We start from the raw sequence: 15,416 nt of genomic DNA on the forward strand, positions 1-15,416 counted from the left end.
TAACTGCTACTGAGTAGCGGCGATAATATCTTTCTTCGACAAGCCCTTAGTCACGATGCCCTGCGCCTCAGCATATTTCCGCCACTCATCAAGAGATGCGGCCTTAGCTGGGCGAGAAACATCACCCTTAGCGGGTTTGCCCGCGGGCTTGTCCTCTACAGCGGGCTTCTCTACTGGTTTACGTTTAGCTGGCTTCTTTTCAGCCTTATCAGGCGCATGAGAAACAGCACCGCAGCTGTCCAACCACCGAGCCGTTTCATCATCCACCTCAACGACAGCGCCCGGAGAATACAACTTATCCTCCGGACTCCAATGCTTCGCTAACGTGACCTTAACCATTAGGCGATACCGGTCAGCTTAACGACAGCCTTCGGATTATCCACCGCAATAGCACGCTTACGCACCAGGTCAGAGCGCCAGGACATGGTAGGTCCACCAAGCTCAGACTGACCACCCTCAGAGTACAGCGGGGTTGCGGTCAGCGGCATGGTGTCGGACTTGAAGCCCACACCCTGAGCCTCGAACACGTAGGCATTACCCGGCTCAATCAGACGGGAAGTAGCCACACGCAGAGTGCCGAACAGCTCAGTGTCACGCAGGCCACCAAAGATGGAATCACCATTCTGGTTCAAGAAGATTGGATTATCCAGAGCAGCGGCACCAATGTAGTACTTCTGCATCTGCTCATTACGAATCAGCTTCGTGTAAGAAGCCGGGTGCAGCAGGATGGTGTTCGGCTCATAGTCGAACTGGCGGTTCAGGTCATCACCCTCATGGGCGGACTGGACCAGCTCCACAGCGTCGAAAACATCCTTGACGGGGTCGCCACCGGTCCACGGTGCGGACGCCTGCAGTTCAGGCACCTTAGCGGACTCAAACACACCCAGCACAGCGTTAATGCCATGGCGGATGACGGTCTTTTCCAGAGCCTGAATATGGCGGTTAACCTGGTCAACCTTGTTCTCGTTGCGCATCTCGTAGGAAATGCGGATAGCCTCACCGGACTTAATGCCGTAGGCAGCGCGCAGCGGGCCAAGCTCCGGGGCGGAAACAGGAATCTCACCAAACTCGGCGATTTCCTCAGCATCGTCTGCAAGATACTCAGCAGCGGCCTCACGGAAAGCCACAACGCCCTTATTAGCCTCAGCCTGGCGGAAGAACAGGTCCTCCAGGAACTGGCCCTGCAGGCCATCTACAACACGCTGAGGGATGAAGGTCGGGTCCTCCATCATCTCGGACACGGTCAGCTTCGGGCCATCATAGGCGCTAGTAATAAGCTCACTCATTCTTATTTCTCCTTTTCAGAAAAGTTGGGTTAGCCCGCAGATGCCGGAGCAACAACAGGGGTCACGAGGGTGGCGCGCACGGTCTTGCCGTCACCATTACGGGCGGCAACACCAACGAGCAGGGAACCAGAGGTGGATACCTTGCCATCAGCGGCGGCATAAACAGGGGTGCCCTGCTTAATCTCAGCGGCGTCACCATCAACCTCGAGCGGCACGGTAGCCGGGCCGATGTGAACGGCGACGATGCCCGGCGCGCCCAGCGCTAGGGTGTTTTCCGCCTGCTTATCCTTAGGGGCAGTGGCATTCTCGGTTACGGCACCAAATACGGGGCCAGCAGCCGCAGCGTGCTTAACGCCATTCTCGCCTACCTGCACGAGGCGGAACTTAGTGACATCTTCTTCGGCCTTGTAGCTAATCGGGCCGGAACGGAAAGTCGGATTCGACATTACTTCTTCTCCTTAGTGAAAGTTCTTGCGGGTCAGGAAGCCAACCTTGTCGGCCTTATCTCGGACGGTCTTCCCCTCATCTGGCTCCGCGTCCTTGCCGTAGCCAATCTCCGCACGCGGGATGGTGCCGGCAGGGTTGGAGCCGTAGATGTCGCGAGCGGCTTCAGGGTCGCGCTTCATTGCCGCGATGGCCTTAGTGCGGCGTGCGGCGGAGATGCGGCCTTCCTTAATCCAGCCGTCCACCTCAGCGACGAGGCTTGCTTCCTTTTGCTGTTCCATGGCTTTCCAGCCGTGCTGTGCCGCGGCCTTCAGCTCAGCGTAGGTTTCAGCGTCCAGGGTGATGGTGTCCTCCGCTGGTGCGGAAGTTTCCGGGGCGGTCTCCTGGGTGGTTTCTTCCTCGGTGTTAGCCGCGGCCTTCACCGTGACAGGTACGGTCAGCTCTACCGGCTCGCCAGAACCACCGTTGACAGCAACAGTGAACTGAACCTCAGTGTCTGGTTCAACATTGGTCGGCGCGGTCACCTTGAGTACGCCAGTGTCCTCGGCAATCTCACCAGTCCAACCGTCCGGAGTGCCGGCCAGCTCGAACGTGACACCAGCGGGCACGTCCTCATTCGGAGCGACCTGAACTTCACCAGTTGGGACAACAGTGTTGTTCTCCGGGTAGGTCAGGTCAACGGTGGCAGTCACAGTGACCTCCTCATTAAAAAAGCCGGACAGCTTCTCACGAAGCACATCCGGCTCAACGCCCAATTCCTGGGCTAGATTCTTGATGCTCATCGCATCTCCTTCCTGCCCATCACTGGGCTTAGTTGAATTGTCCCCCGATTCCGACCGGGTGACAGGCGGCGGCGGAGCCGCAGCCCGGTTAGCAAACTTGAAACGCCGCTTCGCTAACGACGCAGACGGCGTCGGAGCCTCGGACTTCTCCGTAATGACTCCATCTGCCAGGCCAGCAGCTACCGCCTCCTCGGCGGTGTACCAGGTTTCCGCACTCATCGCGTCTAGCCAGTCCTGAATCTCACCACCAGCCTTACCGGCATAAATCGCAGCGAGTTTGTTGTCCTGGCGTTCCAAGTCCCCCAACGCCTTACGCGCATCATCCGCGTTGCCCTCAACAAGGCTCCACGCACGATGCACCATCATCTCCGAAGACGGGCGCATCAAGACACGGTCAGCACCACCAACCGCAATGAACGACGCGGCAGACGCCGCCAGTGATTCCACAATCACAGTGACCTTGCCGTCATGGTTCTTTAAAGCCGTCATAATGTCGATGCCTTCGTAGACGTCACCACCACCGGACGAAATACGCACCGTGACATCACCGGAGATTTCGGAGAGTTGCGACATCACCGACTTCGCCGTAATAGCGTTCTCAGGCTCCCAAAAATCCGGACCAATCGGCCCATACAAAAGAATCTCGTTCAACGGATTCACTCCCTAGGTTCTTCAACGGGTTTAACGTCAGTAGGTATCTCATCCTGAGCACTCAGCGTGACACCCATTTCTTCCTCAAGGCGTTGACGCTGCTTCTTGGACTCCAGCGCGTCGGTCAGCTTCTGCTTTGGTGGCAGCGTGTACCGGCGGCGCAGGTCCTCCTCCAGGTCCTTGTCGCCTAGAATCAGGCCGGCATTCTTCAGCCCGGCAAGGTCCGCGGCGCTGATTTCCTTCTTGGAAGCAATCGGGTCGAACGTCACCCTCGGCACCAGGCCAGTGTGTTCTGGGAATGCCACACGAACTAGGTCCTCCACCACGTGCTGGGTGGCAATGTCTGCTAACCATTCCGCTGTGGTTTGTAGGGACTGGATAAACAGGTCCGATTGGGTTTCAGCAAGAGCATACGAGCCACCCTTACCCTCAAGGTTCAAGAAGTGTGCCAACACGCTCTTAGCAATCATCGAATCGTGGTAATTAATCGCCTCACGAGGACTAACAAGCTGCCCCGACGTGCCCAACAACTGCAGCTTCGCACCCGTTGGAATCGACGCGCCAGAATGCACACCAGAACGAAAACCCTCAACAATGGACTGACCATCCTCAAGGTCCTTATCCGGGTCAGCAGCCACATCCGAACCCGTATAAACAGGCACACCCATACCATTACGGTCCAAGGTGTTTACCTCCAGACGCAACAGCGAATCCCGCAACTTCCAATGCTTATACGCCGCCCGCAGTACGGACTTACCAGTCCACTGCGAACCTTCATCGTCAAAGACGTAAGCCACAAGCCTGTCAACAGGAATAGTGCGTGCATCATCTACGCGGGAACGCGAAGCCAGCGGGGTCTGCCGAATCGACGCCAAACCACCATCATCATCCACATTGATTTGGTCAATCGTGCCCGGCCACCTAGGGGCCAGCTTCACCAAATGCTCACGCCCATCCAAGCCAGGCTCATACACCTGCTCAAAGAACATGTGCCCAAACTGCAAAGCCTTCAGGGCCTGCTCCAGGTGCTTCTCCCACGACACCCGGCCAGTACGAGGCGCGAACGGCTTATTAGGGTCCTCACCCTTAGCACGCAGACGCAGGTCCTCGCACACCGCGGCGACAATCTCATCGGGAGCGCCATTCGGGTCCACAAACCACGTAGCACGACGAATCGGCAACGTCACCGCACGAAGCACCGACGTAACCTGCGCATCCTCACGCCCCATCTTCGCAAACACACGAGCCGAGTGCGGGAACTGAAGCTCCCAATTATCCTCAGCCAAAGCATAATTACGGGTGGCCCGCGCATGGCCAACCTCACGAACATTCAAACCAGACATGCCGGCCACCTCCTTAGAAACTCATCTCAGCAACACGACGCCCACGCTTAACACCACGCGCCGCACTCACGTGACGCCGAGTCCGCTTAACATCAACCTCGACATCCCCAACGCCGAATTCTTGCAACCCCCACACCGCCAAAGATGCGGCAACCAGCACGGTCACATCACCGGAATAACGGTCAAGACTGCGATAACGCCCATTCTTAGAACGCTCCTCAGCAACCCCAAGCGCATCCAGCCAACGCTGCGAACCATCATGCGCAATACGCTTCTCCGCCCACATGCGAAGAAACAACTCATACGCCTTCGACACCTGCGCACCGCTTAGCGTTTCCGGTGCCACGCCAATACCGCGCAAAGGCTCAACCAGTGTGGAGCACTGCCCAGACGGGTCTAATACCACCGCGGACGGGTCATTCAACTCCACAGTCGAAGCAACCTTCTCCACAACCAGAGCACGGTCAAACTCCTCATACGGGGCCAAAGACAAATAAACCTTGTCACCCCACTGCGCCGCAGACACCATCCCAACAGACTCACCATCAGGCGTTACATCCACAGCCAAACACGACTCGCCCAGCGCAGACGGCATCAACGCAGACTTCGCAGACCACGCCTCAAAATCAATGACAGGGACAAAATCATCAACCACGTCACCATCTCGAGGCACCCACTCACCCTGCCCCAGTGTCTCCACCAGGAAAGGCTCCAGAAGTGCCTCCGAGCCTCGAGCCGACGCAGCCTCAGAACGAACCTCATCCAACTGCACACCAGGCCGCGGCTCATTCACCAACGACGGATTAGCCTTAATCCACGTCGCCTCATCGAACGGGTCATCATCCAACTCACGACACCACTCCTTAAAAAGCATGCCGTCTGCACCGTCCAACGCCGCCCAACGCTTCGCAGAGAAAATCGCGCCATGGAAATGCTCACGAATGTTCACCGGCGACGAAATAAACACCTTCTGTGCATTAGGCCGCGCCTTCGTCGTGTTATTCATCGCCGCATAAACCTCATTAGGGAGGTCAAAACACTCATCAAAAATCAACCAGTCAAACGACAAACCACGACCGGTTTTCTTAGTGCGAGTGCGGTAATAAATCTTCGCCTTATTCGGGAACTTAATAGCATCCTTGCCATTACCAAGCACCGGCTTCGGGAACTCCCCCGGATACTCATCCTCCCACCACTCCATAAGAGCAGGGTTAGCCTCAATAACATCCCACAGGCGATCCCTAGCATCCATGGCGGTATCCAAGAAGTGAGCCGAGTGCATGATACGCTCCGCACCACACAGGTAAATAGCCACCAACTCCAGCGCAACAAGGTAAGTTCCCTTACCGTTCTGGCGAGCTAGTGCAGTAACCACTTCACGCGACGACCACATTCCTTCTTCGTTCTGAAGTAAGGTGTCCCGCAACAGGTCCTCCTGCCACGGATACAAGTCAAGACCAGCCCAGCGGACAAACTCGCAAGCCTTATCAGCAAACTCACGGTCACCAGCAGGAACGTTCTGGTGAGTCGGCGTCTGACACCCAATCAACCAATCAGGCTTACCCATCAGACACCTCCAACATCTACTTCACCAGCTTGAAACCGCCGAACTTGTCACCCTTAGCGCCAGAATCCTCCTTCGAAGCATGCGAACGCTGACCAAACAAGTCCGGGCGCTCCTTAATCCAGCCACGAATCTCCGCCGAGGCCATACGCTCAACCTTCACAGCCGGATGCTCAATAGGCTCCCCTGATTCCTTAGCCGCAACAGGCCCCTCATCGGCAATAATTGCGCGAGCTTCACGAACACGACCAATCAACTGCGCCACAATCGCGACCGCACGGGCATCAAACTCGTTTAACTCTCTACCGTCCGCTAAGCCCGCCTCTAACTCGTCAAGGGTCATAGGTTAGGCCACCTCCTAAAAGGCCGTCAGAGGGCCATACAGGCCCCAAAAATCACGAATCTGAACGGGGAGAGAGACGGGCTGACTCGATGGCCGGGAAGGGGGAGTCAGGGGACGTACCCTCCTAAGATTGTTGGCGGCACCCATTGTTTTATTTTTTCACGCCCAGATGAATCCGCTGCCTTCAGGTTTGTCAAGTTTTACCCCCGTGTGGGTGGTGTGCGGCCGGTCCCACGCGCCGCCGGAGCGGTTGCAGGTGCGGTGCAGCAGGCGTGTCGCCTTCGTTGCTTGTTTGTCCTGGGCGTATTTGAGTGCGCTGCCTGGCCCGTGGTCGGCTTCGAGTGCTGCTCCGTCGAAGTTCTTCCCCGCGGTTTTGTACATTGGTTTGCCGCATTCTGGGCATGGTGTGCCGTCTTTAAGCTGTGCCATAAGCTTACGTCGTTGCTTTTGGTGCTGGTGGCCATAGCCGCGCTCATGCGTGCTCTTCATATCCTTGGGTTTGTTGTCGTACCACTTAGCAGCAGCGAACAGTGCCCCTTTGGGCCGCTCGGACTTGCAGCGTTTCATTACAATGTCTTTGCCTGGGTCAATTTCGTTAATGACCGCGCCCAGGGCTTGGTATTCATCTAGCTGCTTGGGTGTGGGCTTGGTGTGGATGAGCCAGACTGTGCATTCTTGTTTCATGGCAGTGTCGATGGCTGCTTGCCGTGCTGCTTTCGCCACGGTGAGGATGTGCGCCTCGTGCTCGTGATTATCGACATCAACGCCTGCGAGTGTGCTGGCAAGGTGGTCAAGGTCAATACGAACATCACCAGGTTTGGCGTGCTCGGCGACGTAGGTGGTCTTGCCAGCAGCGGGCGGGCCGGTAACCACGTGGAGCGTGGCCTTACCCTCCTTGGCGGGAGTTTCCTCTGTACCTTCGGCTGGCTTGAAGTCAGTAATTATCTCAGCGTTGCGTGGCCACTTGTGCCGGTTGGCGTACCAGTCTTCTACTTGTTTCTTGCGGTAGAAGGGGCGTTCTTTGGTGCAGCGCTCCAGGGTGATTTCTTTGCCTGGGTCGATGATGACGATGCGCGGACTGTAGGCGCGGTATGGACGCAGGGTTTGCATACTGAGGTTGGAGTGGATGATGTACACGTCGCGGGTGCGGGAGGCTTTGAGTGCTTCGCGGATGCCAGCCTCACGAGCAGCATGGCTAATTTTCTTTTCTTGTTTATCGTGATTGTGTCTACCGGCGGTCTTGCCGGTGAGGGTGTTGGTGAGATGGTCTCCGTCGAACCTAATGTCACCTGGTTTGGCGACGGTGCGCACCCATGTGGATTTCCCAGCGGCGGGTGCCCCGGTGACGATGATGAGAGCCATGGTCACCTCCGGGTTTGTTTGTGCCTTGTTCTGGTCGTGAGCCAGCGGCCTGCGCCTCGGTGTTGCTCAGGGTTGCTCTAACGTTTCAATGCGTGATTGACAGTTACAGGATGAGGTGGCTACAAGGCTAGTAAAACGACAAAAACCCCCAACGTGTGTTGAGGGTTAAAAGTATCGCTGGGGTCATTATACACAATTTGTGGGCGCGTGCATTCTTTAGCTGCCCATTATTTGGCTTCCTTGAATCTAAGGTTTTTCGACCTTGAATAGGGTGTCAGCGTCTGATGGGTACATTTCAATTAATGTATTGCTAGACGGGTTGATTACGGCAACCTTACCTGGGTGGAGACGCGTGTACCTGTCTCCGTTTTTGACTTTGATATATCGCAGTTCGTCACTTCCTTGTTTGACTTTCGCGTCGATTGACGCGCCGGGAAAAGTGTACCGGATTAGGTCTACAACCTTTTTGCTTTCTTCGATGGTGCAAGGTTTCGGCATGAGGATGAGGGCGTAGCTGTTGTCTCGTGGTGCCCCCTGCCGGATTAGGTTGTTTTCCCATTTTTTCATTGCGTGAGAGTGTTGTGATACTCGTGTCATTTCGTTTCCTTTTTCGCGTGGTTGAGGGCTTCAGTGAGTAGGTAGCCTGCTCGTCTGTTAGGCATGGTGGTGCGGGTGATGTGGCCTCGTCGTGCCCAGCCTCGAATGGTGTCTGCGGTGGTGGGGATGCCGCGTGCTCGGAGTTGTTTGGCGATGTGTTCTGCTCCGTGGCGGGGTTCTGGTTGGTTGGCTAGTGCTTGCACTTCCGGTGGGTTGACCCAGCGGTTAATTGTCCTCGCCTGGTCTTCTAACTCCTGCATGAGGTCTGCCGCCCATGGGAGTTCTGTGAGTGGTTGTGCGTGGTAGGCGATGAGGTGGCATAGGCGGGGGGCTGCTAGGTCTCCGTCGTGTAGGCGGATGTTGATGCCGTCGATGCCGAATGCGTTGAGGGCGAGTTCCCGAAGGTTTTGCTCCATCTCTACGTAGCGGTTTACCCATAGCCAGTTGCCGGGCGACTTCGGCCCCAAGCCTTTAACAACGTTGCGGGTCTTGACCTCGGGTGGGTTGGGGGTGGTGTGTTTGAGGGCGTGTAGTTGAAGGTAGTGAGCTTTTAGTTCGCGGGCGGTGTCGCGGAGTTCAAACTCGTTGGTCACGGTGTGCTCCTATACGAAAAGACCCCGCGGTGTGCGGGGCCTGGTGGTGTGTGGGCTAGTGGGCGTGGGGAGTGGGGCTCATTCTTCCTCCTGGTGGTTTGCGGCTGCGAGTATGGCGGCTGCGAGTTGTTTGGCTTCGGCGGGGTTGGTGATGAACCCGTGGCCGTGCCGTTCGATGAACACCTCGCCGATTAGACAGCGAACTGTGGCTACACCGCCGCCCTGGTCGTTGATGGGTATCTCCCAGTTGGGGCCGACTCCTCGTTCAAAGAACGGTTGGGGCGTGTCCGGGGCGATGATGTTGGCGTCTTGTAGGTCGTTTGCGAGGTTTTGCGCTGCCCAGTCGGGGTTATCATCCATCACATTTTTGTGCCGCTGCTGCCATGTGCGGATAACTTCTGCGGCCTGGTCTTGGTTACTCATTGTTGTTTGCTTTCTTCGCGTTGGATTTCCCTTTGTAGGTAGTAGAGGGCTTTGTGGAGGTCTTGTAGGCGGTTGTCTTTGCGGCCTGCTCGGGCGCAGTACTTGACGGTGTTGCCGAGGTTGAAGCCGATGTGTTCGGCAATGTCGATGGGTTGTGCCCCGTTGCTGAAGCCTTGGTAGTGGGTTGGGTTGATGGCGTCCATGGCTACCATGCCCAGTCGTCGTCGGTGGTGTCCTCGGCGGTGCCGATTACGTATGAGGAGCCGGAGCCGGAGAAGAAGTCGTGGTTCTCGTCTGCGCCTGGGTTGAGTGAGGTCATAACGGCGGGGTTGAACTGGCACATGTCTTTCGGGTAGATGCCGTCGTATCCGAGGTTGTTGAGTGCCTTGTTGGCGTTGTAGCGGAGGAATGCGAGTACGTCTTCTGTCCAGCTGAGGGGGTCGTAGAGTTCGCGTGTGTAGTGTTCCTCGTTGTCCATGAGGTCTAGGAGGAGGTCTACTACTTCGCCTTGTAGTTCTGCCTGTTGTTCTTCTGGTAGGTGTTTTACGGCTTGTTGGTACTTGTAGCCGATGTAGTAGCCGTGTACTGCCTCGTCTCTGATGATGAGGCGGATGATGTCGGCGGTGTTGGTGAGCTTAGAGTGTGCCGCCATGCGTAGTGGTAGGTAGAAGCCACTGTAGAACAAGAAGGATTCCAACAGTGTGGATGCGGCTTTGCGCATGTTGGCGTTGCCGCGCTTGTAGAAGTCCAGTACGCGGTGCGCCTTGTACTGTAGGTGTTTGTTTTGGCGGCCCCAGTTAAACGCTTTGTTGATGGTTGAGGTGTCCGCCAGCGTCATAAAGATGTTGGAGTAGGACTTGGCGTGTACGGATTCCATGAAAGCAATGTTGGTGTAGACGGCTTCCTCGTGTGGGGTTGTAGCGTCTGGCATGAGGCTTAGTGCGCCTACGGTTCCTTGCATGGTGTCGAGCATGGTTAGGCCTGTGAATACCTGCATGGTGGCCCAGTGCTCTGCGTCGTCCATGAGTTTCCATGTGGGAATGTCGTTCGATACGGGCACCTTTTCTGGAAGCCAGAAGTTACTGGTGAGCCTGTCCCACACGTCTTTGTCTACCTGGTCGCCAATCGTATTCCAGTTGATGGCGTCGATGGTGTCCTGCGGGGTGGCGTGGTTCGGGGTCGTGAGTGTCATTCTTCCTCCGCGTGGTTTGCTGCTGCGAGTAGAGCGTGGGCGAGGGTGCGAGCCTCTTTGGGGGTCATCCAGCCAAAGGATTCAGGTATGTCGGTGTAGACGGCAACCTCGTCGTCTTCTATCCAGACAGTCTCGTTGTGCCATAGCAGCGCTCCATCTGAACCAGCGGACGGCTCGGGTAGGTCTGGTGCGAGTAGGTTAAATTCGTTTAGCAGTGTGGCGATCTGTTCTGGGGTGTAGCCGCGTGCGGCCGCAAATTTGATTGCTTTTGCCGCCTGGTTTTGCTTACTCATTGGTTTCTCCTTGGATTTTTGCGACGGTGGTTTTTATGGCATCGGCTACTCGCTTTTGGACTACTACATCGTCGCTGTTTTCGGCGGCGAGCCGTGTTTCTTCTACGAGGTATCCGAGCGCGTCGCGTAGGTTGATTACTTCCTGTGCGAGTTCCGGGGCGAGGGCCGCGAGTTGTGGGTCGTGCTTCTTGTCTCCGGCCTCAAACTTGAAGCGCACCTGGTCTCCCCACCCCATGCGGTGTCCTTCGGCGTTGCCGATGATGATGTCGTAACCGTCGTCTTCTACTGTCCACGGGGCTGCGGTGGCTTTCTCTAGCAGGCATTTCAGGTTGGTGGTGGTGAGGTTAGTCATTGGTTTCTCCTAGGTATTGGTTGAGCTTGTCGCGGAGCGCTGCTGCTTCTTCGCGGCTGACATTCAGTACGGTGGTCATTCCTGGGCTGACTTCGAGAACTATGTCGATTTCGTGTTCACGCCAGATTCCTTTGGATTGGGTGATGTTGATGGGGCGCGGTGTATCAGTCATTGTTGCTCCTTGTGGTTGGTTGAGACGGTTCTAGTTGGGGTTGTTAGTCACTGCACGCACCCCGCGAGTGAGTTAACGCCGATTGCTATGAATGCGAAGATGGCGGCGACGAAACCTAGTGTGGAAAGCGTCTCCAGGACGATGAGGTCAAATTCTTGCTCTTCCCACCACTGTGAGAATTTTTCGCGCAAGGTCATTGTTGCTCCTTGTGGTTGGTGTTTATTTGTCTGCCCAGAGGTCGTAGGCGCGGTCTTGCCAGGAGTCGTCTTCGAGTTCTTCTAGCTCGTCTGGGTTGGGTTCGTTCGTGTCGTCATAGGGCCAGGGGTAGATCATTGGGTTTCCTTCCATGTGATGGTGATGTCGGCACCGGGTGGGGTGTCGTTGTTGGCGTAGTGTTTGGTGGCTGTCCAGTGGGTGATGCGGGCGTCGTTTTTGAGGATGCCGGCTTGTTCGATTCCGTCGCCGATTGCTCTTAGGTACTTATCGAGGTCTCCTGGGGTTGCTGGGACGTTGAATCGGGGTTTCTTAGGCCGTGGCACCCAGATGGTGGTTTCGACGCTTACGGGGCAATCTAGGGGCTGTTTTGGGGCTACTGTGCGTCCGGTGTTGATGATTGCTTTTCTCCATGCGGGGAGTTTCTTGTTCATCTCAACCATGACGCCTCGTCCGACGTGTTTCTTTGAGCCTTGGGTGGCGGGGATACCGTCTACGCGGAATGTGATGGTGTTGCTCAAAATGGTGGTTGCTTTCTTGGTGGTTTGTGGTCGCAGCGTTGGGCGGTGCCGTTGGCGTAGTACATGCCGTTGTCGTCACACAGGGGGCAAGCATCGATAGCTTGGCGGCGGGCTTGTGTGGCTTCCTCGGCTTGGCGGTTTGTTCTCTCTGCTTCCGCTGCGTCGTTGATGAGTGTGCGTAGTAGGCCGGGGCCTTTGGGGTGTGGTCGGCGCTCAAATTCTTGGGTTCCGGCTTTGATGGCGGTGTCGCTGATTCCGGCTTGGTGAGCGCGGCGCGTAGCGTCTGCAAGCTCGTTGAGGGAAAGTGCGCCAGCCTTCTCCCCTGCCCTTAGATCACCGTTACTTGGCTGGCTTACAGTAACCCTCTTTTGGGACGGGTCGGGTCGGGTCGGGTCGGGGTCGAGGGACAGGCCTGGGGAGTCCCCTGGGTCGTCCCTTGGGGTGTCCCCCTCCGTGTCCCTTGGGGACATTTCGGTAAACCTGCTGGTTGTAGCATTATCGCTTGTTTGATTAGTTCTCTGTTTGCGCTTCTTTTGTCGTTCGATTTCGCGTTTTTCGTAGACCTGTTCACGCGAGGGTTGCATGTCAAACCAATCATGGAATGCATAGCATTTAGCACCAGAATCGCCCTTGCATTCAGACCACAACCCGTTCTTAATTAGCGCTTTAATCTGCGCCGGGGTGCCGCCGAGGGCGCGGACACGCTTAGCTGAAATCACGCCATCGGTGAGATGTTTTGCGCACCAGACACCACAGGTTAGCCAAAGACCACGAGCCGCCATTGGAAGATTCTCTATTTTTGGGTGGTCGTAGAAACCATCGTCTACTTTGAACCATGGCATGGCTTAACCCTCCTAGTGGTCATTGAGTTTTTGGGAATCTTCAAGCACCCATAGGTATGTTTGGGCGCGGTGAATGTGCTTGTGGATTTCCCGAATCTTGTAGAGGTTGTCCGCGTTTCTGGATAGGGCTGCTGCTTTTTCTAGTCGGTATGCGGCTTGGGCCATGAGGTTCTTGTTGAACTCGTCAGTGCTCATCTTCTTCTCCTCCTTTCTCTATGCTTTGGAACAACTGGATTAGTGCGTCGAGGAAGTCTGGTTGTGCGCAGTACAAGTCTTGGGATTCCAAATAGGCGCGCATGTCCTGGCGCTGCTTATGGGTGGGCATTTAGAAGATTCCTAGTGTTTCTTGGGCGCAGCGCTGGGCGATGATTTCGCAGTACTTTTCCTCAATCTCAAATCCAATACACTTACGCCCTAGATTCTTCGCGGCGCGTAGCGTGGAACCACTGCCAGCAAACGGGTCGATGATTAGCCCTTCTGGCGCACTACTAATTAGCGATTCCATCAGTCGGACTGGCTTGGCATGCACGTGGGCTTTCTTCTCTTGTTGACTGTTTTCGTAGGAGAACTGCATTATCGAGAAGTTTTTATTGCTCGCCTTGTGCCAGCCTTTCCCACGGACAAAAATTGATTCGTGCTGATAGCGCCAAGCCCCGTCACCTAATCCAGGTTGGCGTTTGTCCCAAACGAGTCGGTGGTCCCAGTTGCCGGGTGGTTCTGGGAGTCTTGGGGAGCCAAATACCAGTGCTGGCTTTCCCTCAAATTGCTCTAGGATTTTATCCCGATATTCGGTTGTAGAATCGTTGCGAATCTTCTTAAAAGTTCTCCCATACCCATTGCTCAGTACTTCACTTCCGTATGGCGGGTCGGTAACTAGCACATCTGCCTGGTCGAGAACATCCAAGTGTTGTAGGCAGTCTGCGTGGTAGAGGGTGATGTAGTCGTCTTGGTAGTAGGGGTTCATTTGTTGCTGCTTCCGATTCCTTTTTCTCCGCGTTCGCTGGGTGGGAGTTCGCGGGCTTCGGCGATGTCGTTGGGGGCGATGGGGATGGTGACCAACTGGGCGATGTAGGCTCCGGCCGGGATGTGCTGTTTGGTGTCGCCGGTGTTATGCAGGCTGATTTTGATTGCGCCGCGAAAACCCTGGTCGATAATGCCGGTGCCGTTACTGAGCACCAGGTGATTCTTAATCCCGGTGGAGCTGCGCACAAACACCATGCCCACATGCCCTTCGGGGATAGCTACATGCACGCCGGTATCGCCCATACGGTGCGCTCCTACTGGCACTGTCAGGTCGTGGGATAGGGCGAGGTCCATGCCGGCGTCCCCCTCATAAGCAAACCGAGGCTGATACGCATCCCTATCTAATGAGTAATAAAGCAATTTGGGGTTCCTTTCTTAGAAAAGCGTGCCGGCCTTATCCGGGTCTTCACATGCGGGGGACAGCCACAACTGTTCTGTTTTCCCGGCGCGGGTTTTGTCCTTCACATAGCCGCCTGCGGTGTGGGCACCTACTGTTTTGTGCCATCCGTGCTGGAGCAGCTCGTCGTGTTCGTTTTCGTAGCCGCAGAGGATGATTTTGATGCCTTGGTCTACTGGGGCCTCGTCGCGGCACCAGGCGCGGACCTCTTGTGAAATAGTGGTGGTTTTGCTGTGGTTGGTTACGGCGTAGAGGTTTCCCGATACCTCGTAGGGCGGGTCGAGGAATACGCCGACCTGATGGGTTGGTTTGCCTGCGTGTAGTGGGGTGTTGGTGAGTACTCGTCGCCAGTCTCCGCATGTGATGCGGGTGTTTTCGATGCGGCGGGATAGGGTGTTGAGGTAGTGGTGGATTTTTTGTTGTTTGGTGCTGTCCGGAGTGGGGTTTAGTTGTCGGTTCACACCCGCCCCACTGGTCCCGAGATGTGGAAGACCCCGGTTCACGCCAGACTCTCCGCGCTGGCTTTTTACTAGATGCCCGTCTACTACATGCCACGGGCCAGGACCAAAAGGGTCCCCAACGCCGGCTGCGATCACTCTCAGCCACCAGCCCGCCAGCTTGGGGTCGTAGTGCTCAGGGTCGCCCTCCAGCCACGAGATGTACTCATCGCGGTGGGATTGGAGCCAGGCGAGTTGTGCGTGGTAGTCAACCTCGGAAACGGGGCCGGCTGCGTGTAGTGAGGTGGTTTCTGGGTCGAGCTGGATGGCCCGCCAGGCGTTGATGAGCCAACCGTCGGCGTCGTTTACTGTTTCAGTGATGCCTTTGTGGTGTGGTGGGCGGGCTAGTAGTACCGCCATGGAGCCACAAAATGGTTCGACGTAGTTTCCTACGTCTCCTAGTATCTGCCAAACCTTGGGCGCTACACGGCGTTTCCCGCCAAAGTATGGGAATGGTGCTTTAAGCGGTTCTGTTGTCAATTTTCGGGTTCCTTATATAAAAGAAAAGAACCCCGCCAGGTGGACT

23 protein-coding genes are annotated in these 15,416 nt (G+C 56.0%); all 23 read right to left on the reverse strand.

Going from position 1 to position 15,416, the window contains the following annotated elements; translation table 11 throughout:
* Positions 1 to 6 precede the first annotated feature (6 nt).
* On the reverse strand, positions 7 to 339 hold the full coding sequence (locus QP915_RS06215; RefSeq protein WP_284768685.1) for a hypothetical protein: 333 nt from the start codon (positions 337 to 339) through the stop codon (positions 7 to 9).
* Positions 339 to 1,286, reverse strand: coding sequence for a phage major capsid protein (locus QP915_RS06220; RefSeq protein ID WP_284768686.1), 948 nt, complete (start codon positions 1,284 to 1,286; stop codon positions 339 to 341). The genes QP915_RS06215 and QP915_RS06220 overlap by 1 nt, the downstream gene beginning before the upstream one ends.
* A gap of 29 nt (positions 1,287 to 1,315) precedes the next feature.
* Positions 1,316 to 1,732, reverse strand: coding sequence for a hypothetical protein (locus tag QP915_RS06225; RefSeq protein WP_284768687.1), 417 nt, complete (start codon positions 1,730 to 1,732; stop codon positions 1,316 to 1,318).
* A 12-nt stretch (positions 1,733 to 1,744) separates the two neighbouring features.
* Positions 1,745 to 3,163, reverse strand: a complete 1,419-nt coding sequence (locus tag QP915_RS06230; RefSeq protein ID WP_284768688.1) for a head maturation protease, ClpP-related — start codon at positions 3,161 to 3,163, stop codon at positions 1,745 to 1,747.
* Between the two features lie 5 nt (positions 3,164 to 3,168).
* Positions 3,169 to 4,506 carry a phage portal protein family protein gene (locus QP915_RS06235; protein ID WP_284768689.1) on the reverse strand — a complete coding sequence of 446 codons (1,338 nt, stop codon included), beginning with the start codon at positions 4,504 to 4,506 and terminating at the stop codon, positions 3,169 to 3,171.
* 13 nt (positions 4,507 to 4,519) lie between these two features.
* Positions 4,520 to 6,073 carry a terminase large subunit domain-containing protein gene (locus tag QP915_RS06240; RefSeq protein WP_284768690.1) on the reverse strand — a complete coding sequence of 518 codons (1,554 nt, stop codon included), beginning with the start codon at positions 6,071 to 6,073 and terminating at the stop codon, positions 4,520 to 4,522.
* Between the two features lie 16 nt (positions 6,074 to 6,089).
* Complete coding sequence (locus QP915_RS06245; RefSeq protein ID WP_284768691.1) at positions 6,090 to 6,413, reverse strand: P27 family phage terminase small subunit; 324 nt, start codon at positions 6,411 to 6,413, stop codon at positions 6,090 to 6,092.
* Positions 6,414 to 6,572: 159 nt separating this feature from the next.
* Positions 6,573 to 7,775 (reverse strand): AAA family ATPase, encoded by a 1,203-nt coding sequence (locus tag QP915_RS06250; RefSeq protein ID WP_284768692.1) that lies wholly within the window; start codon positions 7,773 to 7,775, stop codon positions 6,573 to 6,575.
* Positions 7,776 to 8,368: 593 nt separating this feature from the next.
* Positions 8,369 to 8,965 carry a hypothetical protein gene (locus QP915_RS06255; protein ID WP_284768693.1) on the reverse strand — a complete coding sequence of 199 codons (597 nt, stop codon included), beginning with the start codon at positions 8,963 to 8,965 and terminating at the stop codon, positions 8,369 to 8,371.
* A 78-nt stretch (positions 8,966 to 9,043) separates the two neighbouring features.
* Positions 9,044 to 9,388, reverse strand: coding sequence for a hypothetical protein (locus QP915_RS06260; RefSeq protein ID WP_284768694.1), 345 nt, complete (start codon positions 9,386 to 9,388; stop codon positions 9,044 to 9,046).
* Positions 9,385 to 9,600 carry a DUF3310 domain-containing protein gene (locus QP915_RS06265; protein ID WP_284768695.1) on the reverse strand — a complete coding sequence of 72 codons (216 nt, stop codon included), beginning with the start codon at positions 9,598 to 9,600 and terminating at the stop codon, positions 9,385 to 9,387. The genes QP915_RS06260 and QP915_RS06265 overlap by 4 nt, the downstream gene beginning before the upstream one ends.
* Positions 9,594 to 10,580, reverse strand: a complete 987-nt coding sequence (gene nrdF, locus QP915_RS06270) for a class 1b ribonucleoside-diphosphate reductase subunit beta (protein WP_284768696.1) — start codon at positions 10,578 to 10,580, stop codon at positions 9,594 to 9,596. The genes QP915_RS06265 and nrdF overlap by 7 nt, the downstream gene beginning before the upstream one ends.
* Positions 10,577 to 10,873: a hypothetical protein gene (locus QP915_RS06275; RefSeq protein ID WP_284768697.1), complete on the reverse strand. Its 297-nt coding sequence runs from the start codon at positions 10,871 to 10,873 to the stop codon at positions 10,577 to 10,579. Before QP915_RS06275 ends, nrdF begins: the two co-directional genes overlap by 4 nt.
* Positions 10,866 to 11,225: a hypothetical protein gene (locus QP915_RS06280; protein ID WP_284768698.1), complete on the reverse strand. Its 360-nt coding sequence runs from the start codon at positions 11,223 to 11,225 to the stop codon at positions 10,866 to 10,868. Before QP915_RS06280 ends, QP915_RS06275 begins: the two co-directional genes overlap by 8 nt.
* Positions 11,218 to 11,397 (reverse strand): hypothetical protein, encoded by a 180-nt coding sequence (locus tag QP915_RS06285; RefSeq protein ID WP_284768699.1) that lies wholly within the window; start codon positions 11,395 to 11,397, stop codon positions 11,218 to 11,220. Before QP915_RS06285 ends, QP915_RS06280 begins: the two co-directional genes overlap by 8 nt.
* A 47-nt stretch (positions 11,398 to 11,444) precedes the next feature.
* Positions 11,445 to 11,594 carry a hypothetical protein gene (locus QP915_RS06290; protein ID WP_284768700.1) on the reverse strand — a complete coding sequence of 50 codons (150 nt, stop codon included), beginning with the start codon at positions 11,592 to 11,594 and terminating at the stop codon, positions 11,445 to 11,447.
* Between the two features lie 132 nt (positions 11,595 to 11,726).
* Positions 11,727 to 12,131 (reverse strand): RusA family crossover junction endodeoxyribonuclease, encoded by a 405-nt coding sequence (locus QP915_RS06295; RefSeq protein ID WP_284768701.1) that lies wholly within the window; start codon positions 12,129 to 12,131, stop codon positions 11,727 to 11,729.
* Positions 12,128 to 12,973 carry a hypothetical protein gene (locus QP915_RS06300; protein ID WP_284768702.1) on the reverse strand — a complete coding sequence of 282 codons (846 nt, stop codon included), beginning with the start codon at positions 12,971 to 12,973 and terminating at the stop codon, positions 12,128 to 12,130. The genes QP915_RS06295 and QP915_RS06300 overlap by 4 nt, the downstream gene beginning before the upstream one ends.
* A 12-nt stretch (positions 12,974 to 12,985) precedes the next feature.
* Positions 12,986 to 13,168 carry a hypothetical protein gene (locus QP915_RS06305; RefSeq protein ID WP_284768703.1) on the reverse strand — a complete coding sequence of 61 codons (183 nt, stop codon included), beginning with the start codon at positions 13,166 to 13,168 and terminating at the stop codon, positions 12,986 to 12,988.
* A complete protein-coding gene (locus QP915_RS06310; protein ID WP_284768704.1) occupies positions 13,158 to 13,298 on the reverse strand; it encodes a hypothetical protein in 141 nt (46 codons plus the stop codon). Before QP915_RS06310 ends, QP915_RS06305 begins: the two co-directional genes overlap by 11 nt.
* Entirely contained in the window at positions 13,299 to 13,937 is a 639-nt protein-coding gene (locus QP915_RS06315) for a DNA-methyltransferase (protein WP_284768705.1), read from the reverse strand.
* Positions 13,934 to 14,356, reverse strand: coding sequence for a dUTP diphosphatase (locus tag QP915_RS06320; RefSeq protein WP_284768706.1), 423 nt, complete (start codon positions 14,354 to 14,356; stop codon positions 13,934 to 13,936). Before QP915_RS06320 ends, QP915_RS06315 begins: the two co-directional genes overlap by 4 nt.
* A 15-nt stretch (positions 14,357 to 14,371) precedes the next feature.
* The gene (locus QP915_RS06325) at positions 14,372 to 15,370 is read right to left on the reverse strand and encodes a DNA adenine methylase (protein WP_284768707.1); all 999 of its coding nucleotides are present in this window, start codon (positions 15,368 to 15,370) and stop codon (positions 14,372 to 14,374) included.
* Between the last annotated feature and the right edge of the window lie 46 nt (positions 15,371 to 15,416).

The sequence above is a fragment of the Corynebacterium sp. MSK158 genome, assembly GCF_030229085.1.
Lineage (GTDB): Bacteria > Actinomycetota > Actinomycetes > Mycobacteriales > Mycobacteriaceae > Corynebacterium.